Origin of the sequence: Streptomyces tendae (assembly GCF_014650435.1) — a bacterium.
Taxonomy (GTDB): Bacteria; Actinomycetota; Actinomycetes; order Streptomycetales; family Streptomycetaceae; genus Streptomyces; species Streptomyces tendae.
This window is the reverse complement of record NZ_BMUY01000003.1, coordinates 139,957-164,725: the sequence shown is the minus strand read 5'-3', so window position 1 is coordinate 164,725 and position 24,769 is coordinate 139,957. Positions and strand designations below refer to the sequence as shown.

The following is a 24,769-nucleotide window of genomic DNA, read 5'->3' as shown; positions in this document are numbered from 1 at the left end:
CTTCTCAGCTCAGCAGGCCGGTGCGGATCGGTTCGGCGCCCGCCGGTGCGTGCGGGTGGACGTGGTCGTGGCCGGGCAGCGCGTGCTGGCCGACCGCCTCGGGCGGCGGGCCGTCGTGCAGGACGCAGCCGTCGCGGAGCACCACGGCCCGGTCGATCAGCGGCTCCAGGGGGCCCAGCTCGTGCAGCACGAGGAGGACGGTGGCGCCGGCCGCGACCTGCTTCCGCAGAGTCGCCGCCAGCACCTCCTGGCTGGCCAGGTCAACGCCCGCCATCGGCTCGTCCATGATCAGCAGTTCGGGTTCGGCGGCGAGCGCGCGGGCGATCAGTACGCGCTGGTGCTGGCCGCCGGAGAGGGCGTTCACCGAGTCCTTGGCGCGGTCGGCCATGCCGACCAGGTCGAGGGCGCGGCGCACGGCCTCGTGGTCGGCCTTGCGCAGGACGCCGAAGCGGGCCCGGGAGAGCCGGCCCGAGGAGACCACCTCGGTCACCGTGGCGGGGACGCCGCCCGCGGCCGTGGTGCGCTGCGGGACGTAGCCCACGCGCCCCCAGTCGCGGAAGCGGCGCCTGGGGGTGCCGAACAGCTCGATCTCCCCGTCCGTCACCGGCACCTGGCCGATGATCGTGCGCACGGCCGTGGACTTGCCCGAGCCGTTGGCGCCGAGCAGCGCGACCACCTGGCCGCGCCGCACGCTGAGGTCGATGCCGCGCAGGACGGGGCGTGAGCCCAGCTCGGCGCGGACGCCGCGCAGGGATATGACGGACTCGTCGCTCACGATGTCCTCCGTAACGATCGAACGGGCCGGGCTGCCCGGCCGGGCTGCTTACTTGGCGCCGAGGGCGGTTTCCAGCGCCTTGAGGTTGGCCTCCATGACCCCGACGTAGTCCTCGCCCTTGGACTTGTCGGTGATGCCCTCCAGCGGATCGAGGACGTCCGTCTTCAGGCCCGCGTCCTTGGCGAGGGTCTTCGCGGTCTTGTCGGACACCAGTGTCTCGTAGAACACGGTGGTGACGCCGTCGGCCTTGGCCTCCTCCTGGAGCTCCTTGATCCGGGCGGGGCTGGGCTCGCTCTCCGGGTCGAGGCCGTTGATGGCCTCCTGGGTGAGGCCGTAGCGCTCGGCGAGGTAGCCGAAGGCGGCGTGGTTGGTGAAGAAGACCTTGCTGTCGGTCTTCGCCAGGCCCTCCTTGTACGCCGTGTCCAGGCCGCCCAGCTTCTTCGCCAGCGCCTCGGCGTTCTTGCGGTAGTCGTCGGCGTGGTCCGGGTCGGCCTTCTCGAAGGACTCGGCGACACCCTGGGCGATCTCTGCGTACTTCACCGGGTCCAGCCAGACGTGCGGGTCGAGCGCGTGCTCGCCGCCCTCGGAGTGCTCCTCCTCGGCGTGCTCGTCCGCGTGCTCCTCGCCGCCGTGGTCGTGCTCCACGTTGCCGTGGTCCTCGAGCTTCGTCAGCGTGGCCGCGTCGATCTTCGTCTTCACGTCGGACTGGGCGATGGCCTCGTCCACGGCGGGCTGGAGGGACTTGAGGTAGAGCACCGCGTCCGCCTCGCCCATCTGGGCGGTCTGCTTGGCGCTCAGCTCCAGGTCGTGCGGCTCCTGGCCGGGCTCGGTGAGCGTGGTGACGTTCACGTGGTCCCCGCCGATCTGCTCGGCGAGGTACTCCATGGGGTAGAACGACGCGACGACGTCGAACTTGTCCGTGTTGCCCGCCGCCGAGCTGTCGCTGGAGCAGGCGGAGAGGGTGCCGAGGCCGAGCGCGGTGGCCGCGGTGACTGCTATGCCGGATATACGGCGTCGTCGTACGTTCATGACACCCATTTTCAACAAATATGGAAACCGTTGTCAACAAGCGTCCGATCGTGCAGACGGCAGGCCCCGATTTGGTCGTGGGGCGACCCACGCCGGTAACCTGAAGCATTCTCTGGAAGCATCTCGCTTCGTCGCCCGTCGTCGTAATGAAGAGAGCACCGTGGCCGCCGACAAGATCGACACCATCGTCAGCCTGAGCAAGCGCCGTGGCTTCGTATTCCCCTGCAGTGAGATCTACGGCGGTCAGCGCGCCGCCTGGGACTACGGTCCGCTGGGTGTCGAGCTCAAGGAGAACCTCAAGCGCCAGTGGTGGCGCTACATGGTCACCTCGCGCGAGGACGTCGTCGGTCTCGACTCCTCCGTGATCCTGGCCCCCGAGGTCTGGGTGGCCTCCGGTCACGTCGCCACCTTCACGGACCCGCTGACCGAGTGCACCTCCTGCCACAAGCGGTTCCGCGCGGACCACCTGGAGGAGGCGTACGAGGAGAAGAAGGGCCACGCCCCGGAGAACGGCCTGGCCGACCTCAACTGCCCCAACTGCGGCAACAAGGGCACCTTCACTGAGCCCAAGCAGTTCTCCGGTCTGCTCTCCACCCACCTCGGCCCGACCCAGGACAGCGGCTCCGTCGCCTACCTGCGGCCCGAGACCGCCCAGGGCATCTTCACCAACTTCGCCCAGGTGCAGACCACTTCGCGGCGCAAGCCGCCGTTCGGCATCGCCCAGATGGGCAAGTCCTTCCGCAACGAGATCACGCCCGGCAACTTCATCTTCCGCACCCGCGAGTTCGAGCAGATGGAGATGGAGTTCTTCGTCAAGCCGGGCGAGGACGAGAAGTGGCAGGAATACTGGATGGAGCAGCGCTGGAACTGGTACACGGGCCTTGGTCTCCGTGAGGAGAACATGCGCTGGTACGAGCACCCGGCCGAGAAGCTCTCCCACTACTCCAAGCGCACCGCCGACATCGAGTACCGCTTCTCCTTCGGCGGCAGCGAGTGGGGCGAGCTGGAGGGTGTCGCCAACCGGACCGACTACGACCTCTCCTCGCACGCCAAGGCATCCGGCCAGGACCTCTCCTACTACGACCAGGAGGCCCAGGAGCGCTGGACGCCGTACGTCATCGAGCCGGCGGCCGGTGTCGGGCGGGCGATGCTCGCCTTCCTGCTCGACGCGTACATCGAGGACGAGGCGCCGAACGCCAAGGGCAAGCTGGAGAAGCGCACCGTGCTGCGGCTCGACCCGCGGCTGTCGCCGGTGAAGGTCGCCGTGCTGCCGCTGTCCCGCAACCCCGACCTGTCGCCGAAGGCGAAGGGGCTGGCGCAGGCGCTGCGGCAGCACTGGAACATCGAGTTCGACGACGCGGGTGCGATCGGGCGGCGGTACCGGCGTCAGGACGAGATCGGGACGCCGTTCTGTGTGACCGTCGACTTCGACACGCTGGACGACAACGCGGTGACCGTGCGGGAGCGGGACACGATGAAGCAGGAGCGCGTGTCGCTGGACCAGATCGAGGGGTACCTCGCTTCTCGGCTGGTTGGCTGCTGAACGTCCGTTCGCGTTGAGGTACCAGGGGGCTCTGCCCCCTGGACCCCCGGGCCTATGCCCACCCACCACCCGACTCGGTCGGCTGGTGGGTGGGCGTTTCGGCGTTTCGGGGGATCGGATTACAGGTTCAGGGGGCCGGATTACAGGTTCAGCCCTCGGCTCAGCGGCCCTGCAGGGACTTCACGTTGGTGCCGAAGGTCCAGTTCTTCGAGCCGTCCCAGTTGAGGGACCAGGTCATCAGGCCCTTGAGGGAGCCGTTGTAGTGGTTCCACGCCTGGGAGACCAGGGACGGTGACATGTGGCCGCCGCCCGCGCCGGGCTGGGCGGGCAGGCCCGGGACCTGCTTGTCGTAGGGCAGCCGGATCGTCGTGCCCTGGATGACCAGGCCCTTGTTCAGGCAGTCGGTCTGGGCGGTGAAGCCCTGCACGGTGCCGGCCGAGTAGGAGTCGCCGGAACAGCCGTACATGCTGCCGTTGTAGTACTGCATGTTCAGCCACCACAGGCGGCCGTTGTCCGCGTACTTCTTGATGATCGGCAGGTACGCGCCCCAGATCGAGCCGTAGACGACGCTGCCGCCGGTGACGTACGCCGTCTCGGGGGCCATCGTGAGGCCGAAGTTCGAGGGCATGCGGGCCAGGACACCGTCGATGATGCGGATCAGGTTGGACTGGGACGCGGAGAGCTGGTTGATGTTGCCGCTGCCGGTCAGGCCGGTCTCGATGTCGATGTCTATGCCGTCGAAGTTGTACGTCTTGAGGATCGGCACGATCGTGTCGACGAAGCGGTCCGCGACCGCGGTCGAGTTGAGGTCGATGCCGGCCGTCGCGCCGCCGATGGAGAGCAGCAGCGTCTGCCCGGACGCCTTGGCCGCGCACATCTCGGCGGGCGTCGCCACCTTCACGCCGGAGTCCATGCCGTCCTCCCACAGGGCCGTCCCGTCGGAGAGGATCACCGGGAAGGCCGCGTTGAGGACGTTGTAGCCGTGGGCGGCGATCTGGGGGTTGGTGATCGGGGTCCAGCCGAAGGGCGGGTGGACGCCGTTGGCGGCTCCGTCCCAGTTCTCCCAATAGCCCTGGAGGACCTTGCCGGCGGGCTTCGACTTCACGGCGCAGGTGTCCGCGGCCGCGCCGGTGGGGGCGGCGCCCTCGGGAGCCGCCGACGCGGTGGCGACTCCCAGTGGGACCAGAACGGTGGCCGCCAGTGCGGCGGCCAGTAGACGGATCTTGCGGCGGATCATGCCGGGCCTCCCGGTGGGGGATCGGTGAGGGAGAGACGTCTTGTGTCGTAGGCATGACAGTGCTGTGGTCCAGACCTTTCGTCAAGAGGTCTGGACCAAGTGGCGGGGTGTGGAGGTGTGGATCGGGCCGTCGTCAGGCGATCGTCCGGGGCATGCGCAGGCTCAGCAGACCGGTCAGCGCCACCCCGGCGAGCTGGACCAGCAGCGTCGTCACCAGGGCGTCCCGCATGCCCATCCCCGGGACCAGCGACAGGAACAGCGTGCCCAGGGTGGCCACACCCAGAGCCAGGGACGCCTGCTGGGTGGTGACCATGACGCCACCACCCACGCCGGCCCGTACGGCAGGCACCTCCGACAGGACCACCCGCAGGATGACCGGGAGTTGGAGCGCCTGGCCCGCCCCGGCCACCGCCGCGCCCGGCAGCAGTTCGACCAGTCCCAGGTCGGGCCAGGAACGCCACGCGGCCAGCGTCATCAGGGCCAGGCCCACCCCCTGGAGGGCGGCGCCGACGGGTACGACACGGGTGCCGTAGCGGGCGACCAGGCGAGGGCCGGCGAGGGAGAAGAGGAAGAACACCACCGCGAGCGGGGCCAGGGCCAGGCCCGCGGCCACCGGGCCCAGGCCCGCGCCCTGCTGCAGGGCCACCGCGATGACGAACATGAAGCCGCTGAAGCCGATCGAGAACGGCACGATGAGCAGCAGGCCGCGGCGCAGCGAGACGATCGCGAACAGGCTCGGCGGGACCAGCGGCGTACGGCCCGCGCGGTCCGCCCGGCGCTCCACCGCGTAGAACGCCGCCGCCGCGAACGGGAAGGCGGCCAGCGACAGCCACGTCCACAGCGGCCAGCCCGCCGCCCGGCCCTCGGTCAGCGGGACCAGCAGGGTCAGGATCGAGGCGGCCAGCAGGAAGGTGCCGGGCACGTCCACCGGCTCGGGGCGCGCGGAGCGGGTCTCCGGGACCGCGCGGGCCGCGAGGAACAGGCCCACGAGGACGACCGGGACGTTCACCAGGAAGACGGAACGCCAGCCGGTGCCCGCGATGTCGGCCGCCACCAGGACGCCGCCCAGGATCTGCCCGGCCACCATCGACAGGCCGGCCGTCGCCCCGTACAGGCTCATGGCCCTCGCGCGCCGGGGACCGGTCGTGGTCGCCTGGATGGTCGCCAGCACCTGCGGCAGCATCGCGGCGGCCGAGGCGCCCTGCGCCACCCGCGCGGCCACCAGCGACCAGGCGTCCGGCGCGAGCCCGCAGGCCAGCGAGGTCAGCCCGAAGGCCGCCATGCCGCCCAGGAACAGGCGGCGCCGGCCGAAGAGGTCGCCGAGCCGGCCGCCGAGGACCAGCAGGACGGCGTACGCCACCCCGTACCCGGCGACGACCAGTTCCAGGACCGCCTCGCTCGCGGAGAGGTCGGCGCCGATGGTGGGCAGGGCGACGTTGACGATGAAGAAGTCGACGAGCGGGAGTGCCGCACCCAGCAGCACCGTGAAGAGTCCGAGGCCGCCGAGTGCGGGCGGCGCCTCCGGGGTGCCCGTACGGACGGGACGTGAAGTGATGGTTTCGGTCACGTGGTCGAGCCTGCGACCGTTTCCAGGGTGGTACCAGAGTCTTCTTATGCTGGTAGTAGAAGTACCTGGCAACAGGTTTCCGGGCGCGGCATCCTTGAGGCATGACGACGATGACGGGTCAGGAGACGGTGGTCCAGTCCCCGCCCCGGGACACCGGCTCGGAGATCCGGCGGCACGAACTGGCCGCCTTCCTGCGCAGCCGCCGCGAGCGCATCGCGCCCGAGCAGGTCGGGATGCCCCGCGGACGCCGGCGCCGGACCCCGGGGCTGCGCCGCGAGGAGGTCGCCCAGCTCTCGGCCGTCGGCGTCACCTGGTACACCTGGCTGGAGCAGGCCCGGGACATCCAGGTCTCCGTCCAGGTCCTCGACGCCCTCGCCCGCGCCCTGCTGCTCGACCCCTCCGAACGCGCCCACCTCTTCCAGCTGGCGGGGGCCGTCGACCCGACGCCCGCGCGGGTGTGCCCGGCGATCACCCCGGCGGTGCGCGCCCTGCTGGAGCAGTTCGAGCCGTACCCCGCCTGTGTGCAGAACAGCCGGTACGACATCCTCGCCCACAACCGGACGTACGGGCTGCTGCTGTGCGACCTGGAAGCGGTGCCGCCCGAGGATCGCAACTGCATGATCCTCTCCTTCACCAACGAGGACTGGCGCTCCTCGATCGTGCACCTGGAGGAGACCCAGCGGCTGATGGCGGCCCGTTTCCGCGCGACCATGGCCGGTCATCTCGCCGAACCCGCCTGGAAGATGCTGCTCAAGCGGCTGCGCACCCAGTCGCCGGACTTCCGCGAGGTCTGGGAGCGGCACGAGGTCGTCGCGCACCGCAGCAAGCGCAAGGAGTTCGTCAACCGGCACGTCGGGCGGATCCGCGTCGACCACACCGACCTGTGGCTCGGACCGGAGGCCGGGCCCCGGATGGTGACGTACGCACCTGCCGACGAGGTGTCCCGGGAGCGGCTGGAGAGGCTGCACGCGATCGCTCTGGAGCGTGGGCCGACTTCGTCCGGATGAGTGCCCGAGGTGCGGGAACCCGGAGATATGCGGAAGGTGATGTTCCCGGGGTTTCCACGGCCCGGGGGCCGCGGGTTCCCACAGCACGGACAGGGCGAGGACGAAGAGTCATGGCTGAGCAGAAGTCGGCGCGGACACTCCCGCGGCCGTTGCACGCGGCCGCTTCGGCGGTGCGGAAGGTGCCGGGTGCCGGGACGGTGGGCAAGGCCGCCGAGGGCGCGCTGGACAGGATCGGGGCGGTGTCGCCGCGCGGGCGGCGCGTGCTCGTCTACACGGGCGCCGGGGTGCTGGGCGTCGCCGGACTGGTGGAGTGGCCGGTGGCGGTCACCGGGGCGGCGGTGGCCTGGCTGACGCAGCAGCGCGGACAGGACCGGAACGGGAACGCGGGCAAGACGACCGCCAGGGCGGGGGCGGGAGCGGGGCACACGGGCACGGCGAAGGCCGGTACGGCGAAGTCGGGTGCGGGGGAGTCGGGTACGGCCGGTACGGCCAAGGCGGCCGGCTCCACCGGGACGGCCGCGGCGAAGCGGGCCGGCGGGGCCAAGAAGGCCGCCGCCAAGTCCACCGCCGCCAAGTCGACGGCAGCCAAGTCCTCCGCCGCGAAGAAGTCGGCCGCCGCGAAGAAGTCGGCCGCGAACAAGACCACGGCGAAGAAGACCACCGCGAAGCAGACGCCCGCGAAGAAATCCACCGCGAGGAAGTCCACCGCGAAGAAGTCCACCGCGAAGAAGACCGCCTCCCCCACTCGGGCCAAGAGCCAGTCGGGGACCAAGGCGTCCTCCAGTCGGCCCTCCACCTCCCGCGGGAGCCGCACCCGCAAGACGGCCGCCGCGTCGCGCACCCATACGTCCGGCTGAGGGACAGCCATGGCCGGTGGACTGCTGACGCGTTCCCAGGACGCCGTCACGGGGCTGGTGCTGGCCGGTCCCCGGCTCCTCGCGCGCGGCACCGCGCCCGCCGTGGGTGCCGCGGCCGGAGCGGCGGCGGGCACCGCGCGGGCCGGGGTGCGCGGCGCCGACTTCGCGGCGCGGGCGGCCCGAGTGGCCCGCGCGGCACTGCCCGGCGGATCGCGGGACTGGCGGGCCGGACCCCGGGCGCACCTCGCGCTGCGGCCGGTCGCCGCGGACGAGGTGCGCCGGGCGGGCGGTACCGAGCGGGTGGCGCGAAAGGTGGCGGCGGCACTGGCCGAGCACCCGGACGTCCTGCTCGCCTACTGGGACACCGGTCTGGCCCGGCTGGTGGTGACCGCGACCGAGGACACGCTCACCGACCGCGTCGTGGACCACGCCACCGAACTCGCCGAACACCACGGCCTCACCCGGGTGGACCAGACCGACCTCACCACCTCGGACGGCCCGGCGGACGGCTCGGCGGACGACCTGGTGGACGAGCCGGACCACCCCGGCGACCCCGCGCCCGTGCGTGTCGCGGCTGCCGCGCTCGGCGCCGACGTGCTGGGCATCGCCGCCGCCGTGACCGGTGCGCGGCTGCGGCTGCCGCCCTCGCCCCGCCTGGTCACCGCCGTCGCGACGCTGCTGCGCGAGAACCCGGCCTTCCGCGCCTGGCTGCGCGAGCGGCTCGGCGACCACCGCATGGACGTGGCGCTGGCCGCCGCCAACGCCGCCGTCCACGGCGCCGGGCAGAGCCCCACCTCGCTGGTGCTCGACGGGGCGCTGCGCGTCTGCCAGTTGACGGAGGCGGTGGCACGGGGAGCCGCCTTCGAGGTCGTGCACGACCAGTTGTGCGTCCCCGGCCGGGGCAGCCTGCCCGCCGTGTCCGCCCTGCGTCCGGCGCCGCGCACCTCACCGGCGCAGGACTACGCCGCCCACGCCTCCGCGGGCAGTGTGGCGGGCGCCGCGGCGACCCTGCTGGTCAAGCACGACCTGGCCGAGGCGGCGGAGGCGGTGCTCGCCGGTTCGCCCAAGGCCGCGCGCTACGGGCCCGCCGCCTTCCACGCCGTACTGAGCGCCGCGCTGTCCCGCACCGGTGTGCTCGTGCGCGACCCCGGGCGGCTGCGGCAGCTGGAGATGGCCCGCACGGTCGTGCTGCACCCCAGCGCGCTGCGGGTGCCGGACGCGGGCGCCGACCCGTGGACCGAGGACGTGCTGGACGCGGCGCGGCGCGCGGGACTGCGCGTGGTCATGGTCGAGGACCCGGCGCTGGCCGACTTCACCGGTCTCGCCGACCAGGTCGTCGGCGCCCGTCGCCCGCTCGCGGACGTCGTGGCCGAACTGCGCGCCGAGGGCGGCGTCATCACCGTCGTACGGCCGCTGCCCGGCGACGACGGGTCGCTGTCGGACGGGCTGCTCGCCGGGGACGTGGCCGTCGCGCTGGCCGACGCGGACTGCCCGGTGGCCTGGGGCGCGGACGTGCTCGCACCGCAGGGGCTGGCCGACGTGTGGCGGGTGCTGCGGGCGGTGCCGGTGTCCCGCGCGGTCGGGCACCGGTCGCAGACGCTGGCCAGGTCCGGGGCCGCGCTGTCCGGGCTGCTGGTGGCGGTCGGCGAGGCGCGCGGCCGGAGCCGGGGCGGCGTGTCGTCGCTGCTGGGGATGCGGCACGCGCCGGTGGACGCGAGCGCGGCGGTGGCCCTGCTGTCCGGGACGCGGGCCGCGATCGGCGTGGCGATGGCCCGCGCCCCGCACCCCCGGGCCCGGGTGGCGTGGCACGCGCTGGACCCGGACGACGTACAGGACCGGCTGGAGCGGGAGCGCGAGCCCGAGCCGACCGCGGTGGAGCAGGCCGGGGCCCGATTGCGCGCGGCCGCCGAGCGGGCGGGCCGGGTGCCGGTGCTGGCGCCGGTCCGCTGGTCGTGGCAGCTGGCCCGCGCCGTACGCGGGGAGCTGGACGATCCGCTCACCCCGGTACTGGCGGTCGGCTCGGCCGCCTCCGCCATCCTCGGGTCGGTCGTGGACGCGCTGCTCGTCGTCGGCGCCCTCGACCTGAACGCCCTGGTCGGCGGCTTCCAGCGGCTGCGCGCCGAGCGGGCGCTGTCCGGACTGCTGGCGGAGCAGAAGCAGAAGGCCCGGGTCACCGAGGAGCAACTCGGCCCGGAAAGTGCGGAGTTCGCCATGGAGGGCGAGCCGAGGATCGTGGACGCGGCCAAGCTGCACCCCGGTCACGTGATCGAGCTGAAGGCGGACGACGTGGTGCCCGCCGACGCCCGGCTGCTGTGGGAGGACGGCCTGGAGGTGGACGAGTCCGCACTGACCGGTGAGTCGCTGCCGGTGGACAAGTGCGTGGACCCGGCGCCCCGCGCCCCCGTCGCCGAGCGGTACTGCATGGTCTTCGAGGGCACGACCGTGGTGGCCGGACGGGCCCGGGCCGTCGTCGTCGACACCGGCGACCACACCGAGGCGGCGCGGGCGGTCGCGCTGGCGGCCCGTACGCCGTCGGCGGCCGGAGTGCAGGCCAGGCTCCAGGAGCTGACCCGCAAGGCGCTGCCGCTCACCCTGGCGGGCGGCGCCGCGGTGACCGGGCTCTCGCTGCTGCGCGGGGCACCGATCCGGCAGGCCGTCGCCGGTGGCGTGTCGGTGGCGGTGGCCGCGGTGCCCGAGGGGCTGCCGCTGGTGGCGACGGTGGCCCAGCTCGCGGCGGCCCGCCGGCTGAGCCGCCGGGGCGTCCTGGTGCGCACCCCGCGCACGCTGGAGGCGCTCGGCCGGATGGACACCGTCTGCTTCGACAAGACGGGCACCCTCACCGAGAACAGGCTGCGGCTGTCGCGGGTCGCGGGCCCCGACGGCACGGTCCGCCGAGTGGGCGCCCCGGAGACCGCCGACGCCGTACGGGTCGCCGCGCGCGCCTGCCCCCGGCTGAACGGCGACGGCGCCCGGCCCACCCACGCCACCGACGAGGCCGTCCTGGACGCGGCCGGGGACGACCCCGACTGGACGCAGGAGGAGGGCCTGCCCTTCGAGACCTCCCGGGGCTACGCCGCCGCCGTCGGACGCGAGGGCGGCACCGGCCCCGCCGTGCTGGTGGTCAAGGGCGCCCCGGAGACGGTGCTGCCCGCCTGCGCCGACCTGCCCGCGCACACCACCGAGGTGGCGCAGCGCCTCGCCCGCGACGGACTGCGCATCATCGCGGTGGCGCGGCGGCCCCTGGCGAGGGGCGAGAAGGCCGCCGAGGTCCTCGAACAGCCGCCGTCGAAGCTGGAGTTCACCGGACTGCTGGCGCTCGCCGACGTGCCCCGCGAGACCTCCCCGGCGCTGGTGCGCGGGCTGCGCGAGGCGGGCGTGCGGCCCGTGGTGCTGACCGGCGACCATCCGCAGACCGCCCACGCCATCGCCGTCGACCTGGGCTGGCCCGAGGACGCGGTCGTGGTCACCGGCGACGAACTCGCCGCCGCCGACCGCACCGTCCGCTCCCGGATGCTGCGCGACGCGGACGTGGTGGCCCGGGTGGCGCCCGAGCAGAAGCTCCAGGTCGTCGAGTCCCTGCGGGACGCCGGACGGGTCGTCGGCATGGTCGGCGACGGCGCCAACGACGCCGCCGCGATCCGGGCCGCCGACATCGGCGTCGGCATCAGCGCCCGCGGCTCGGCCGCCGCCCGCAACGCCGCCGACCTGGTGGTGACGGGCGACGACCTGCTGGTGCTGGTGGAGGCGGTGCGGGAGGGCCGGGCGCTGTGGCACAGCGTCGCCGACGCCATCGCCATCCTGATCGGCGGCAACGCGGGCGAGGTCGGCTTCGGCATCCTCGGCACGGTGCTGGGCGGCGCCGCCCCGCTGTCCACCCGCCAGATGCTGCTGGTCAACCTCTTCACGGACCTGTTCCCGGCGATGGCGGTCGCGGTGACCAAGACCGGCGACCCGGAGCAGGAGGCCGCCGACGCGGGCGCGCCGCTCGGTACGGCGGTGCTGGGCGAGCCCCTCATCCGGCAGATCCGGCACCGGGCCCTGACCACGGCGCTCGGGGCGACCGCGGCCTGGCTCTTCGGCCGCTTCACGCCGGGCACGCAGCGGCGCTCGACGACCATGGCCCTGTGCGCGGTCGTCGGCACCCAGCTCGCCCAGACCCTCGCCGACCGCCGCGACAGCCGCCTGGTCCAGGTCACCTCCCTCGGCTCCGCCGCCGCCCTGGTCGCCCTCGTCATGACCCCGGGCGCCAGCCGCCTCTTCGGCTGCACCCCGCTGGGCCCGGTCGCGTGGACGGGTGTGGCCGCGGCGATCGCGCTGGCCCTGGCGGGGCAGCGGGCGCTGCCGGGCGTGGAGGACGCGCTCGTGAAGTACTGGCCGAAGCTGGCGGACCGGCTGCCGGCGGTGAAATCCGGCGCGGGGCCCCAGGGCACCGGGGGATGATGCGCGGGTTCGCCGTCACCGACCGAAAGGCGTGTTCGTGCTTCCCCTGGACGAGATCCGGACGCTGCTGGGCGAACACGACGACCCGCACCACCGGGAACGGCCCCGGGACTTCGACCCGGAGACCGCGGTACGCCGCTTCGACCTGCTCACGGGCGAGCTCAGACGGCGTTTCGGACCGTCCACCCGGGCGGGGCTCTACCAGGACTCCAGCGCGTGCGGTCGGTTCTCGGTCCCGGCGGACGGTACCGGGCCGGTCGGCGGGCTGTGGGTCGAGCTGAGCAACTTCGGCGGCTTCGTCACCGCCGGAACGGGCGCCCACTGGACCGCGGACTCCGCGGCGGGCCTGAGCGGGGAGTTCGTGACGTGGCTGGACGAGGTGTGCACGGCGGCGGGGTGCGTCTTCGTCCCGCTGGACGTGCTGCTGGAGCCGTACGACGGCCCGACCCGGACGCTGGTGGACGAGGACCGGATCTTCGTGGAGACACTCGCCGCGCTCGGACACGACGGCGAGGACGGCGAGGACGAGGACGGTGAGGACGAGGACGGCGAGGACGGCGACATGCGGGCTGTCTGGGCCGACCGGTACTTCGACTACGTGTGAACCGCCGTCACGCCCCCGTCCGCGCCGCCTCCCGCACCTCCGGCGACTGCAGGCGCTCGGCCGTCCGTTCCGCCGTGCCGCGGGCCCAGCGGCCGCTCGTGACGGCGCCCAGGACGAGGACCGCGAGGCCGCAGGCGGCCAGGATCCACCAGCCGGGGCGGGCGGCGGAGACGAAGGTGTCGCGGTACGACGAGGCGCCCACGCCCGCCGCCAGCACCGCGCCGACCACCGCCACGCCGAGCGTCTGGCCCAGCTGGCGGCTGGTGGAGGCGACGGCCGCCGCGACCCCGGCCTGGGACCGGGGCATGCCGGAGACCGCGGTGTTGGTGATGGGCGCGTTGACGAAGCCGAAGCCGATGCCGAACAGGACGTAGCCGACGAAGAGCGTGACGTCGGAGGTCTCGGCCTCGAAGGCGGCGAACAGCGTCCCGCTCACGGTCAGCGCGCCGCCCGCGATCAGCAGGGGCAGGCGCGGCCCCCGGCTGCCGACCAGCCGCCCGGCGAGCGGGGCGCACAGGAAGGTCGGGACGGCCATCGGCAGCATCCACAGGCCGGCCTCCAGGGCGCTCAGTCCGCGCACGTTCTGGAGATACAGCGTGGACAGGAACAGGAAGCCGCCCAGCGCGGCGAACGCGCTGACCGCGATCACGGTGGCCCCGCTGAACGGCGCCGACCGGAAGAAGCGCAGCTCGACGAGGGGGTCGGTGCGCCGGGGCTCGTGGACGAGCAGGCCGATCAGCGCGGCGAGCGCCAGGACGGCGAAGGGCAGCACGTGCATGAACCCGGAGTTCGGCGCCTCGATGATCGCGTACGTCAGGGAACCGAACAGCACGATGACCATCAGCTGGCCCAGCGGGTCGGGGCGCCGGGCCTTCGGCGCGCGGGACTCGGGGACGAAGCGGAGGGTGAGCAGAAGGGCGGCCAGGCCCACCGGAAGGTTGACCCAGAAGATCGAGCGCCAGCCGACCGACTCCACGAGGACCCCGCCCACCAGCGGCCCCGCGGCCATGGATATGCCGACCACCGCGCCCCAGACGCCGATCGCACGGGCGCGTTCGCGCGGGTCGGTGAAGGTGTTGGTGATGATCGACATCGCGACCGGGTTGAGCATCGAACCGCCCACCGCCTGCAGCATCCGGAAGACGATCAGCGAGGACAGGTCCGGGGCCAGGGAGCACAGCAGCGAGCCGAGGGTGAAGAGCACCAGACCGGTCATGAAGACCCGTTTGCGGCCGATCCGGTCGGCCGTGGAGCCGGCCAGCATCAGCAGGGCGGCCAGCACCAGCGTGTACGCGTCGATCGCCCACTGCAGGCCGGACGTGCTCGCGTGCAGGTCGCGCTGCATGGAGGGGAGGGCGACGTTGAGGATCGTGTTGTCGATACTCACGATCAGCAGGCTCATGCAGCAGATGGCGAGCACGAGCATGCGGCGGCGATGGGTCAGCTCGGGCATGAACTCCATCGTACGCGCATTTCGATAGTGCGACTAACTAATGACTGATACATGATCTCCCCGCGTGCGTGACAATGGGGGAATGCCCACGCTCACCACGCCCGCCCCCGACCGCACCGCCGCACCCCTGCGGATCGGCCCGCACACCGTCGCGCCGCCCGTGGTGCTGGCGCCGATGGCCGGTATCACCAACGCGCCCTTCCGCACCCTGTGCAGGGAGTTCAGCGGGGGCAAGGGCCTGTTCGTGAGCGAGATGATCACCACCCGGGCGCTGGTCGAGCGCAACGAGAAGACCATGCAGCTGATCCACTTCGACGCGACCGAGACCCCGCGCTCGATCCAGCTGTACGGCGTCGACCCGGTGACCGTCGGCAAGGCCGTCCGCATGATCGCGGAGGAGGACCTCGCCGACCACATCGACCTGAACTTCGGCTGCCCGGTGCCCAAGGTGACCCGCAAGGGCGGCGGCTCGGCGCTGCCGTACAAGCGGAACCTGCTGCGCGCCATCGTCCGCGAGGCCGTCACCGGCGCCGGTGACCTGCCCGTCACCATGAAGATGCGCAAGGGCCTGGACGACGACCACCTCACCTACCTCGACGCCGGCCGCATCGCCGTCGAGGAGGGCGTCACCGCGATCGCCCTGCACGGCCGCACCACCGCCCAGCACTACGGCGGCACCGCCGACTGGGACGCCGTCGCCCGCCTCAAGGAGCACGTCCCGGAGATCCCCGTCCTCGGCAACGGCGACATCTGGTCCGCCGAGGACGCGCTGCGCATGGTGCGGGAGACCGGCTGCGACGGCGTCGTGGTCGGACGCGGGTGCCTGGGACGGCCCTGGCTCTTCGCCGACCTGGTCGCCGCCTTCGAGGGCCGCACCGACGCCTTCGTACGGCCCACGCTGCGCGAGGTCGCCGACGTGATGGTGCGGCACGCCACGCTGCTGGGGGAGTGGATCGGCGACGAAGCACGCGGCGTCATCGACTTCCGCAAGCACGTCGCCTGGTACCTCAAGGGCTTCGCCGTCGGCTCCGAGATGCGCAAGCGGCTCGCGATCACCTCGTCCCTGGAAGCGCTGCGCGCCGGGCTGGACGAACTCGACCTCGACCAGCCCTGGCCCACCGGCGCCGACGGCCCCCGCGGCCGCACCTCCGGCAACAACCGGGTGGTCCTGCCGGACGGCTGGCTGAAGGACCCCTACGACTGCGCCGGCATCGGCGAGGACGCGGAGCTGGACACCTCCGGCGGCTGACGGCCGCCGATCAGTCCCCCGCACGGGGGGGTGGGGATCAGTCCCCGGCCCCGGTGGGGTGCGGGACCGAGCCGTACGCCGTCAGGAAGCGGTCCCGGAAGGCGCTCATCGGCCACACCGGGGCGTCCTTCGCCGGTTCGAGGCCCTCCGTCCAGTTCCAGTCGTCGATCGCGTCGAGCACCTTCGGGTCCTTGGCGACGATCGACACCGGAACGTCCCGGCTCGCGCCGTCGCCGCTGACGCGGGCCAGCGGCTGGTGGTCGCCGAGGAAGACCAGGACGGTGTCGTCGGTGCCGTAGCGCTCCAGCCACTGGGTGAGGCTGGTGACCGAGTACTGGATCGACCTGCCGTACTCCTCCTTGGAGCGGGTGGAGTCGGTGATGACGTCGGACGCCTTCACGCCCGACGCCTCGATGCCGTCGTACACCGACCCGTCGCCGACCTCGTCCCAGCCGACCATCCTCGGGATCGGTGCCCAGGGCTGGTGGCTGGAGGTGAGGATGACCTCCGCCATCAGCGGCCGGTCGCGCTTCCTGCCGTGCTCCAGGCGCTGGAACGCCTCCAGCGCGTACTGGTCGGGCATCGTCGACCAGCTGAACTTCGGCCCCCGGTAGCCCACGTCGAACGCGTCGTACACCTTGTCCAGGCCGTACCAGTCCGCCTCCGGCCAGGCCTTCTGCACCCCCGGCATGACCCCGACCGTGTCCCAGTCGCCGGTCTTCTCGAACGCCTTGGTGAGGGTGAGGTGGTCGCCGGACGTGACGGTGCGGTAGCGCTGCTGGTTGTCCACCCACAGGCCGGACAGGAAGGTGGAGTGGCCGAGCCAGCTGCTGCCGCCGTACGTCGCCGACGTCAGCCAGCCGCTGCGGGCGTGGAAGCCCGCCTTCGCGAGCGATGCGGTGCTCGCGTCCAGCGTCCGGCCGACACCCGGTGCCATCACCGGGTCCTCGATCGCGCTGCGGCCGTAGCTCTCGATGAACGTGAAGATCATGTCCTTGCCGCGCAGGTCCGGCACCAGTTGGTCGCCGGGCGTGGCGCCGAACCGGTCGGCCTTCGCCTCCTTCGCGAAGGCCGCCTCGTCCCGCAGCGTGTCCACCACCCGGTGCGCCTGGGCCCGGGCCGCCTTGGAGGCGCTCGTGGTGGCGACCGGCACGCCGAAGGTCTGCACACCCAGCGCCGCGGAGGTCATCCACACGGTGGCCGCCATCAGCGCGCCCCGCGCCGCCCGCTCCCGGTGCGCGGCGAGCAGCTCGCCGAGCCGGACCGCCGCCAGCGCCATGAGCACCAGCAGCAGGACCGCCAGCACGACGGCGCCCACCGCGGCCCAGGTCGCCGCCGCCCCGCCCATCGCGTCGGCCACGAAGGACTGCGCGTCGTCGAGCAGGCCCCAGTCCAGGACCAGGTTGAAGCTGCGGCCCAGGTACTCGGTGAAGCCCATGTCGAGCAGGTTCAGCACGGTCAGCGCCCCGAGGGCGGTGCCGAACAGCGCCGCCGCCACCAGGCGCGGCACGCGCGGCAGGCAGAGCAGCAGCACCGCCGCGACGACCGCCTCCCCCGGGATCCGCGCGAAGCGGTTGGGCTCCAGCGCGACGAGGGTGTTGGGCAGCAGGAGGGACCCGAGCACCAGAATGGCCGAAAAGGCCGTCGTGACCCGGCGGACGACGAGAGCGGCGCGCGGGTGCCGGGTGCGCCACGAGCGCCAGTGGGCGAGCCGCGTCCTGAGGTTCTCCAGCGGGGCCGGACCCGCTGCGGCGGGGGTGTCGGGGTCGTCGGGAGCGTCGTCGGAAGGCCGCGGCGAACGGCGAAAAGGCGTGATGACGGGCACCCGAAGGTCCTTCCGTACGAAACCCGGTGGACGGCGGGCCCCGGCGAGGGGGCCGGGACCCGCCGGACTCTCGTACGTCCGCCGCGGGCCGTCCGTTCACCGGGTCCGTCCGCCGGTCCGCATGGTGAAATCCGGCGTCCTGTGGGAGCGTGATTCTCGCCACCTCTGATAGGAGTGGCGCTCAGATGAGCGGATCTTGAGCGACTCCACTTCTCCAAAGGGTGGCACTGAGTGCCACGCGATGATCGTTCATCGGACGAACTCAAACGTGGAGAATGACGCTCAGGTGAGCAGTTAAGTGGGTGTTCGAGAGTCCGTGCGTTCAAGAAGTGAAAACACAAGCGGTCGGTCGCTTGCCAAGCCTTGACTTTCGATCCGCTGGCGGACGAGTGGTTACGGGCGCATGACGCGCAAGTGGACGTACCCAGGTGCCTTTGATCTGGGTACATTCCTCGCCGTCAGGGCAGCCACCGCGTCCTCGAGGAGTCGAGACCCGTGTCGGAAAACAAAGATCCCCAGGTAGCGAACGCAGCGAAGTTCGTTTACGACTTCACCGAGGGCAACAAGGACCTCAAGGACCTCCTCGGCGGCAAGGGCGCCAACCTCGCCGAGATGACCAACCTGGGTCTCCCGGTCCCTCCCGGCTTCACGATCACCACCGAGGCGTGCAAGACCTACCTCGACAGCGGCGAGGAGCCGGCGGCACTGCGTGACGAGGTGAGTGCGCACCTCGACGCCCTCGAAGCGAAGATGGGCAAGAAGCTCGGCCAGGCCGACGACCCGCTCCTCGTGTCGGTGCGGTCCGGGGCCAAGTTCTCCATGCCCGGCATGATGGACACCGTCCTCAACATCGGCCTCTCCGACAAGTCCGTGCAGGGACTGGCCAAGCAGGCCGGCGACGACCGCTTCGCGTGGGACTCCTACCGCCGCCTGATCCAGATGTTCGGCAAGACCGTCCTCGGCGTCGACGGCGACCTCTTCGAGGAGGCGCTGGAGGCGGCGAAGACGGCCAAGAAGGTCGCGGTCGACACCGAGCTGGAGGCCGCCGACCTCAAGAAGCTCGTCACCAAGTTCAAGAAGATCGTCAAGACCGAGGCCGGCCGGGACTTCCCGCAGGACCCGCGCGAGCAGATGGACCTCGCCATCAAGGCGGTCTTCGAGTCCTGGAACGGCGAGCGCGCCAAGCTCTACCGCCGCCAGGAGCGCATCCCGCACGACCTCGGCACCGCCGTCAACGTCTGCTCCATGGTCTTCGGCAACCTCGGCCCCGACTCCGGCACCGGCGTCGCCTTCACCCGCGACCCCGCCTCGGGACACCAGGGCGTCTACGGCGACTACCTGCAGAACGCCCAGGGCGAGGACGTCGTCGCCGGCATCCGCAACACCGTCGCGCTGGCGGAGCTGGAGCAGATCGACAAGAAGTCGTACGACCAGCTGATGCAGATCATGGAGACGCTGGAGAACCACTACCTGGACCTGTGCGACATCGAGTTCACCATCGAGCGCGGCCAGCTGTGGATGCTCCAGACCCGCGTCGGCAAGCGCACCGCGGGCGCGGCCTTCCGGATCGCCACCCAGCTCGTCGACCAGGGCCTGATCGACGAGGCCGAGGCCCTCCAGCGGGTCAACGGCGCCCAGCTCGCCCAGCTGATGTTCCCGCGCTTCGACGACGAGGCCAAGGTCGAGCAGGTCGGCCGGGGCATCGCCGCCTCGCCCGGCGCGGCGGTCGGCAAGGCCGTCTTCGACTCGTACACGGCCGTCAAGTGGTCCCGGTCCGGCGAGAAGGTCATCCTGATCCGCCGCGAGACCAACCCGGACGACCTGGACGGCATGATCGCCGCCGAGGGCATCCTGACCTCGCGCGGCGGCAAGACCTCCCACGCGGCCGTGGTCGCGCGCGGCATGGGCAAGACCTGTGTCTGCGGCGCCGAGGAGCTGGAGGTCGACACCAAGCGCCGCCGGATGACCGTGCCCGGCGGGCAGGTCGTCGAGGAGGGCGACGTCGTCTCCATCGACGGCTCCTCCGGCAAGGTCTACCTCGGTGAGGTGCCGGTCGTGCCCTCCCCGGTCGTCGAGTACTTCGAGGGCCGCATGCACGCGGGTGCCGAGGACGCCGACGAGTTGGTCGAGGCCGTGCACCGGATCATGGCCTTCGCCGACCGCAAGCGCCGGCTGCGGGTGCGCGCCAACGCCGACAACGCCGAGGACGCGCTGCGCGCCCGCCGGTTCGGCGCCCAGGGCATCGGCCTGTGCCGCACCGAGCACATGTTCCTCGGCGACCGGCGCGAGCTGGTGGAGCGGCTGATCCTGGCCGACACCGAGGCCGTGCGCGAGGAGTCCCTGAAGGAGCTGCTGCCGCTCCAGAAGCAGGACTTCGTCCAGCTCTTCGAGTCGATGGACGGACTGCCGGTCACCGTCCGCCTCCTGGACCCGCCGCTGCACGAGTTCCTGCCCGACATCACCGAGCTGTCGGTGCGCGTGGCGCTCGCCGAGTCCCGCCAGGAGCCGCACGAGAACGAGCTGCGCCTGCTCCAGGCCGTGCACCGGCTGCACGAGCAGAACCCGATGCTGGGCCTGCGCGGTGTCCGCCTCGGCCTGGTCATCCCCGGCCTGTTCACCATGCAGGTCCGCGCCATCGCCGAGGCCGCCGCCGAGCGCAAGGCGGCCAAGGGCGACCCGCGCGCCGAGATCATGATCCCGCTGGTCGGCACCGTCCAGGAGCTGGAGATCGTCCGCGAGGAGGCCGACCAGGTCATCGCCGAGGTCGAGGCCGCGACCGGCACGAAGCTCAAGCTGTCGATCGGCACGATGATCGAGCTGCCGCGCGCCGCGCTGACCGCCGGGCAGATCGCCGAGGCCGCGGAGTTCTTCTCCTTCGGCACCAACGACCTGACCCAGACCGTGTGGGGCTTCAGCCGCGACGACGTCGAGGCCAGCTTCTTCACGGCCTACCTGGAGAAGGGCATCTTCGGCGTCTCCCCGTTCGAGACCATCGACAAGGACGGCGTCGGCTCCCTGGTCGCCGCCGCCGCGCAGGCCGGCCGCGCCACGCGTCCCGACCTGAAGCTCGGCGTCTGCGGCGAGCACGGCGGCGACCCGGAGTCGGTCCACTTCTTCCACGAGGTGGGTCTGGACTACGTCTCCTGCTCCCCCTTCCGGATCCCGGTGGCCCGCCTGGAGGCGGGCCGGGCGGCGTCGCGGTCGAAGGGCAGCGACCACCGGTAACCCCGGAAAGGGGTCAAAGGCCCCGGAGCCGCCGTCTGTCACCCGACCACCCTCACCGATCGGCGGCGGCTCCGGTCCACCAGAAAAGGCGGCACCCGTGCGGGGGTGCCGCCTTTTGTGACACGTTCAACGGTGTGAATTCCTGTGTGTGGAGCAGCAGCAAGCTGTCAGCAGAGTTGGAGGGCCCTGGCAGCGGACAGTGGCCGGCAGCCGGAACGGTGGTTGGATGACGCAGACGGATCACAGGGAACCGGCCGGCACGACCACCCGGGACGGGACCGGCGACAGAGCCGCCGACGCGGTCCCCGGCCCCCGGAGCGGGCCCCAGGAACGGGTCCCCGCCGGACCCCCCGTCCGCAGGAACCGGCTCGCGGCCCTGGACGGACTGCGTTTCCTGGCCGCCCTGTCCGTGGTCTTCTTCCACTTCGTCGGCCAGGTGCCCTCGACGATGCAGACCATCTGGGACCGCCCCGTCGAGGACGTCTTCCCCGAGGCCCACGGCTACTTCGCCTACGGCCGGCTCGGCGTCGAACTCTTCTTCCTGATCAGCGGTTTCGTCATCTGCATGAGCGCGTGGGGCCGCACCCCGCGCGACTTCTTCATCTCCCGCGTCACCCGGCTCTACCCGATGTACTGGGCGGCGATCCTGATCAGCGGGTGTGTGATCTTCTTCGCGGACAACCCCTTCGGGCACCCGTCGCCGCGCGTGATCTTCGCCAACCTGACGATGCTCCAGACCCCGCTCGGGGTGGAGCACCTCGACTCCGTCTACTGGACGCTCTGGCCCGAGCTGTGCTTCTACCTCACCTTCGCGGTGGTGGTGTGGAAGGGCCTGACCTACCAGCGCGTGGTGATCTACTGCGGCCTGTGGACGGTCGCCGCCGTGCTGGCCCCGAGCGCCGACATCCACCTGCTCACGCTGCTGGCGAACCCGCCGTCCGCGCCGTACTTCATCGCGGGCATGGCCTTCTACCTGATGTACCGCTACCGGCCGACCCCGTTGCTGTGGGGCATCGTCGCCATGTCGTGGCTGGTGGCGCTGCACTACCTGCTGACGCCCGACGGGGGCCGCCTCAACTGGGACTCCTGGCAGCCGGACCGCGCCTGGCTGGTCGTGGTGATCACGGTGTTCTTCCTGCTGATCGCCGCCGTCGCGCTCGGCTGGACCGGCCGCGTCCGCTGGCGCGGGCTGACCGTCGCGGGCACGCTGACCTTCCCGCTGTACCTGCTGCACGACGCCATCGGCGTCAACGTCCTGCACCGTTTCGGCGACCGGGCCCACCCGTGGGTGGTGGTCTGCGTCACCGTCGCCGCCCTGGTCGCGCTCTCCTACGTCGTGCAGCGGTTCGTGGAGCGGCCGGTGGCCCGGGCCGCACGGCGCTGGCTGAGCAGCGCCGCCTTCAGTCTCAAGCCGCCGGAGCCCCGCCGCTGAGCGGACGGGGCTCCGGGGCGGGGTGCCGTCGGGGGTAGCGACGCGGGCCGGGTCAGGCCGCGCCGTCGCCCCGGCGCCGTCGTGCGGCCAGCAGCAGTCCACCGCCCGCGAGCACGACGATCCCGCCGCCCGCCGCGAGGTACGGCGTGCTGTCGTCGCCGCCGGTCTCGGCCAGGTCGGTGCCCTGCTGCCCGGCGGCCTCGTCCCCGCCGCCCTGCTCGCTCCCGGAGTCCTTGCCGCTGTCGGTGCCCGCCGCGTCGTCGGTGTCCTTGTCGCTCGCGGGCACGAAGCCGGCCGGCGGCTTGTCGCAGCCCACGCCGTCCTTGTCGCGGTCCAGGTGCTCGCCGTAGTGCTCGTTGCCCTTCGGGATGTTGGAGTACCCGGCGTCGTACGCCTCGGTGCAGTTCTTGAACGGGTGGGCGCCGTCGTGCGCCTGGGCGGCGGCGGCCGGCAGGGCGGCCAGGGCCAGTGCGGCGACGGTCACGGCGGCGGGCTTGCGGAGCAGCTTCATCGAGAGTCCCGGGAATGGTGTGGATGGGCGGATATGAGGTGACGAAGCTATTGAGGTGACCGGGATGTGGTGGGGATATGGAGGACTCGTGATGGGAACGTGACGTGACTGGACGGTAGCTCTCCGCTCAGGGCCGCCGGGCGCGTACGGTGAGACGGGTCCGGACCAGCGAAGGAGCCGCGGATGACCGGCTGGAACACGGGCGACATCCCCGACCTGGACGGGCGCGTCGCCGTCGTCACCGGGGCCAACGGCGGCCTCGGCTACGTGATCGCCCGGGAGCTGGCGCGCAAGGGGGCGTCCGTCGTGCTCGCCTGCCGCAGCGCGGAGCGGGGGAGCGCGGCCGTGGAGCGCCTCCTGGGCGAGGTGCCCGCCGCCGCCGTGGAACCGGCGCGGCTGGACCTCGGGGACCTGGCCTCGGTCCGTGAGTTCGCCTACGGACTGCCGTACGAGCGGGTGGATCTCCTGGTCAACAACGCCGGGGTGATGGCGCTGCCGCACAGCACGACGACGGACGGCTTCGAGACCCAGTTCGGCGTCAACCACCTGGGGCACTTCGCGCTCACCGGGCTGCTGCTGCCCTCCCTGCTGGCCGCACCCGGCGCCCGGATCGTGACCGTCTCCAGCCTGCTGCACGTGCTGGCCAACGTCGATCCGCGCGACCTCAACAACGTGCGCCGGTACGGGCGCTGGACCGCCTACGCCCGCTCCAAGTCCGCCAACCTGCTCTTCACCCACGAGCTGGCGCGCCGGCTCGCGGGCCGGGAGGGCGCCTCGGACGTCCGCGCGGTCGCCGCTCACCCCGGATACGCCGAGACCGGACTGACGACCGCCGGGCCCCGGGCCGAGGGGCGCCGGCTCGCCGAGCGGCTGGCGCGGCTCGGGAACCGGGTCGTCGCCCAGTCCCCGGAGGCCGGCGCGCTGCCCGTGTTGTACGCGGCGACCGCGCCCGGCGTCCCCTCCGACTCCTTCACCGGCCCGTCCTTCGCGATGTGGCGCGGGGCGCCCGCACCGTCCTGGCGGGCGTCCTGGACCACCGACGACGCGATGGGGGAGCGGCTGTGGGCCGCCTCCGAGCGGCTGACCGGCGTCATCTACGAGTCGTTGCTGCCCTGAGAGGGTTCCGGGTCCGACCCTCCCTGGGGCTCAGGCCGTCTGGCCGCCGTCCACCACCAGGTCGGTGCCCACCACCGACGCCGAGTCGTCCGACGCCAGGTACAGCACGGCCGCGGCGACCTCCGCCACCTCCGAGACCCGGCCGAGCGGCGTCTCCTCCCGCATCCGCTCGGCCCGCCCGGCCTCCGTCTCGCCCGGCTGCAGGGACATGGAGGTCGCCGTGGCGCCGGGGCTGACGGCGTTGATGCGGACCCCGTCCCCGATGTGGTCCAGGGCGGCGCCCCGGGTGAGGGCCGATACGGCCGCCTTGGTCGCCGCGTAGGCGGTGGCGCCGGGGCTGCGCTTGTGCGCCCCGAAGGTGGAGGCGATGTTCACGATCGTGCCGCCGCCCGGCTGGGCGCGCATCTGCCTGACCTCCGCCCGCAGGGCGAGGAACACCCCGGTGACGTTGATGTCGAGCTGGGCGTGCCAGTCCTCCTCGGACAGGTCCGCGACGGGCACCCCGCCGCGGAAGACGCCCGCGTTGTTCACGGCCACGTCGAGGGAGCCGAAGTGGTCCACGGCGGCGGCCACCAGGGCGTCCACGTCCTCGCGCCGGGTGACGTCCGCGGTGACGGCCAGCGCCTTGCCGCCCGCCCGCTCGATCAGGGCGGCCGTCTCGTCGAGCGGTCCCCGCGCGCGCCCGGCGACGACGACGTGCGCGCCCTCGGCGGCCAGGGCGAGGGCGACGGCCCGTCCGATGCCGGAGCCCGCGCCGGTGACGAGGGCGGTCCTGTCGGTGAAACGCTGGGTGGTCATGAATCTCCCCTTTTTCCTGACCGAACTTCTGGGACGAATTTCTGGGACGAATTTCTTGACTGATCGGTTCAATATGTGGCCGTGAAAACACCCCTCCGCAG

General features: G+C 72.3%; 17 protein-coding genes. 9 read left to right on the top strand and 8 right to left on the bottom strand.

Going from position 1 to position 24,769, the window contains the following annotated elements:
* Positions 1–4: 4 nt before the first annotated feature.
* Both IE258_RS09465 and IE258_RS09460 read right to left on the bottom strand, forming a co-directional pair.
* Positions 5–775, bottom strand: coding sequence for a metal ABC transporter ATP-binding protein (locus tag IE258_RS09465; RefSeq protein WP_189741560.1), 771 nt, complete (start codon positions 773–775; stop codon positions 5–7).
* Between the two features lie 48 nt (positions 776–823).
* Positions 824–1,804 (bottom strand): zinc ABC transporter substrate-binding protein, encoded by a 981-nt coding sequence (locus tag IE258_RS09460; RefSeq protein ID WP_189741557.1) that lies wholly within the window; start codon positions 1,802–1,804, stop codon positions 824–826.
* 160 nt (positions 1,805–1,964) lie between these two features.
* Here IE258_RS09460 and IE258_RS09455 point away from each other — a divergent pair, with 160 nt between their 5' ends.
* Positions 1,965–3,347 carry a glycine--tRNA ligase gene (locus tag IE258_RS09455; protein WP_087809454.1) on the top strand — a complete coding sequence of 461 codons (1,383 nt, stop codon included), beginning with the start codon at positions 1,965–1,967 and terminating at the stop codon, positions 3,345–3,347.
* 160 nt (positions 3,348–3,507) lie between these two features.
* Here the strand turns inward: IE258_RS09455 and IE258_RS09450 are convergent, their stop codons facing one another.
* Together IE258_RS09450 and IE258_RS09445 are read right to left on the bottom strand one after the other, a co-directional pair.
* Positions 3,508–4,584, bottom strand: coding sequence for a chitinase (locus tag IE258_RS09450; RefSeq protein ID WP_189741554.1), 1,077 nt, complete (start codon positions 4,582–4,584; stop codon positions 3,508–3,510).
* Positions 4,585–4,717: 133 nt separating this feature from the next.
* The gene (locus tag IE258_RS09445; RefSeq protein ID WP_189741551.1) at positions 4,718–6,151 is read right to left on the bottom strand and encodes an MFS transporter; all 1,434 of its coding nucleotides are present in this window, start codon (positions 6,149–6,151) and stop codon (positions 4,718–4,720) included.
* Between the two features lie 110 nt (positions 6,152–6,261).
* Here IE258_RS09445 and IE258_RS09440 point away from each other — a divergent pair, with 110 nt between their 5' ends.
* From IE258_RS09440 to IE258_RS09425, 4 genes are all read left to right on the top strand, one after another.
* Positions 6,262–7,158, top strand: a complete 897-nt coding sequence (locus IE258_RS09440) for an MmyB family transcriptional regulator (protein WP_189742616.1) — start codon at positions 6,262–6,264, stop codon at positions 7,156–7,158.
* A 110-nt stretch (positions 7,159–7,268) separates the two neighbouring features.
* Entirely contained in the window at positions 7,269–8,015 is a 747-nt protein-coding gene (locus IE258_RS42010) for a hypothetical protein (protein ID WP_373309738.1), read from the top strand.
* Between the two features lie 9 nt (positions 8,016–8,024).
* Positions 8,025–12,455: a cation-translocating P-type ATPase gene (locus IE258_RS09430; RefSeq protein WP_189741548.1), complete on the top strand. Its 4,431-nt coding sequence runs from the start codon at positions 8,025–8,027 to the stop codon at positions 12,453–12,455.
* A 31-nt stretch (positions 12,456–12,486) separates the two neighbouring features.
* Entirely contained in the window at positions 12,487–13,059 is a 573-nt protein-coding gene (locus IE258_RS09425; RefSeq protein WP_229892000.1) for a hypothetical protein, read from the top strand.
* A gap of 7 nt (positions 13,060–13,066) precedes the next feature.
* On the opposite strand, the gene IE258_RS09420 is transcribed toward IE258_RS09425, so the two are convergent.
* Positions 13,067–14,512: an MFS transporter gene (locus tag IE258_RS09420; RefSeq protein WP_159327347.1), complete on the bottom strand. Its 1,446-nt coding sequence runs from the start codon at positions 14,510–14,512 to the stop codon at positions 13,067–13,069.
* 82 nt (positions 14,513–14,594) lie between these two features.
* Here IE258_RS09420 and dusB point away from each other — a divergent pair, with 82 nt between their 5' ends.
* Complete coding sequence (gene dusB, locus IE258_RS09415) at positions 14,595–15,761, top strand: tRNA dihydrouridine synthase DusB (RefSeq protein ID WP_189741542.1); 1,167 nt, start codon at positions 14,595–14,597, stop codon at positions 15,759–15,761.
* Positions 15,762–15,798: 37 nt separating this feature from the next.
* Here dusB and IE258_RS09410 read toward each other — a convergent pair whose 3' ends face one another.
* Complete coding sequence (locus tag IE258_RS09410) at positions 15,799–17,586, bottom strand: alkaline phosphatase family protein (protein WP_189741539.1); 1,788 nt, start codon at positions 17,584–17,586, stop codon at positions 15,799–15,801.
* A gap of 495 nt (positions 17,587–18,081) precedes the next feature.
* Here IE258_RS09410 and ppdK point away from each other — a divergent pair, with 495 nt between their 5' ends.
* Positions 18,082–20,811, top strand: coding sequence for a pyruvate, phosphate dikinase (gene ppdK, locus IE258_RS09405; protein WP_159327350.1), 2,730 nt, complete (start codon positions 18,082–18,084; stop codon positions 20,809–20,811).
* Positions 20,812–21,037: 226 nt separating this feature from the next.
* Positions 21,038–22,243, top strand: coding sequence for an acyltransferase family protein (locus IE258_RS09400; protein WP_189741537.1), 1,206 nt, complete (start codon positions 21,038–21,040; stop codon positions 22,241–22,243).
* Between the two features lie 52 nt (positions 22,244–22,295).
* Here IE258_RS09400 and IE258_RS09395 read toward each other — a convergent pair whose 3' ends face one another.
* The gene (locus IE258_RS09395; RefSeq protein WP_189741534.1) at positions 22,296–22,754 is read right to left on the bottom strand and encodes an excalibur calcium-binding domain-containing protein; all 459 of its coding nucleotides are present in this window, start codon (positions 22,752–22,754) and stop codon (positions 22,296–22,298) included.
* 183 nt (positions 22,755–22,937) lie between these two features.
* Here IE258_RS09395 and IE258_RS09390 point away from each other — a divergent pair, with 183 nt between their 5' ends.
* Positions 22,938–23,870 (top strand): oxidoreductase, encoded by a 933-nt coding sequence (locus tag IE258_RS09390; protein WP_189741531.1) that lies wholly within the window; start codon positions 22,938–22,940, stop codon positions 23,868–23,870.
* 30 nt (positions 23,871–23,900) lie between these two features.
* Here the strand turns inward: IE258_RS09390 and IE258_RS09385 are convergent, their stop codons facing one another.
* Positions 23,901–24,668 carry an SDR family NAD(P)-dependent oxidoreductase gene (locus IE258_RS09385; protein ID WP_189741528.1) on the bottom strand — a complete coding sequence of 256 codons (768 nt, stop codon included), beginning with the start codon at positions 24,666–24,668 and terminating at the stop codon, positions 23,901–23,903.
* Positions 24,669–24,769 lie beyond the last annotated feature (101 nt).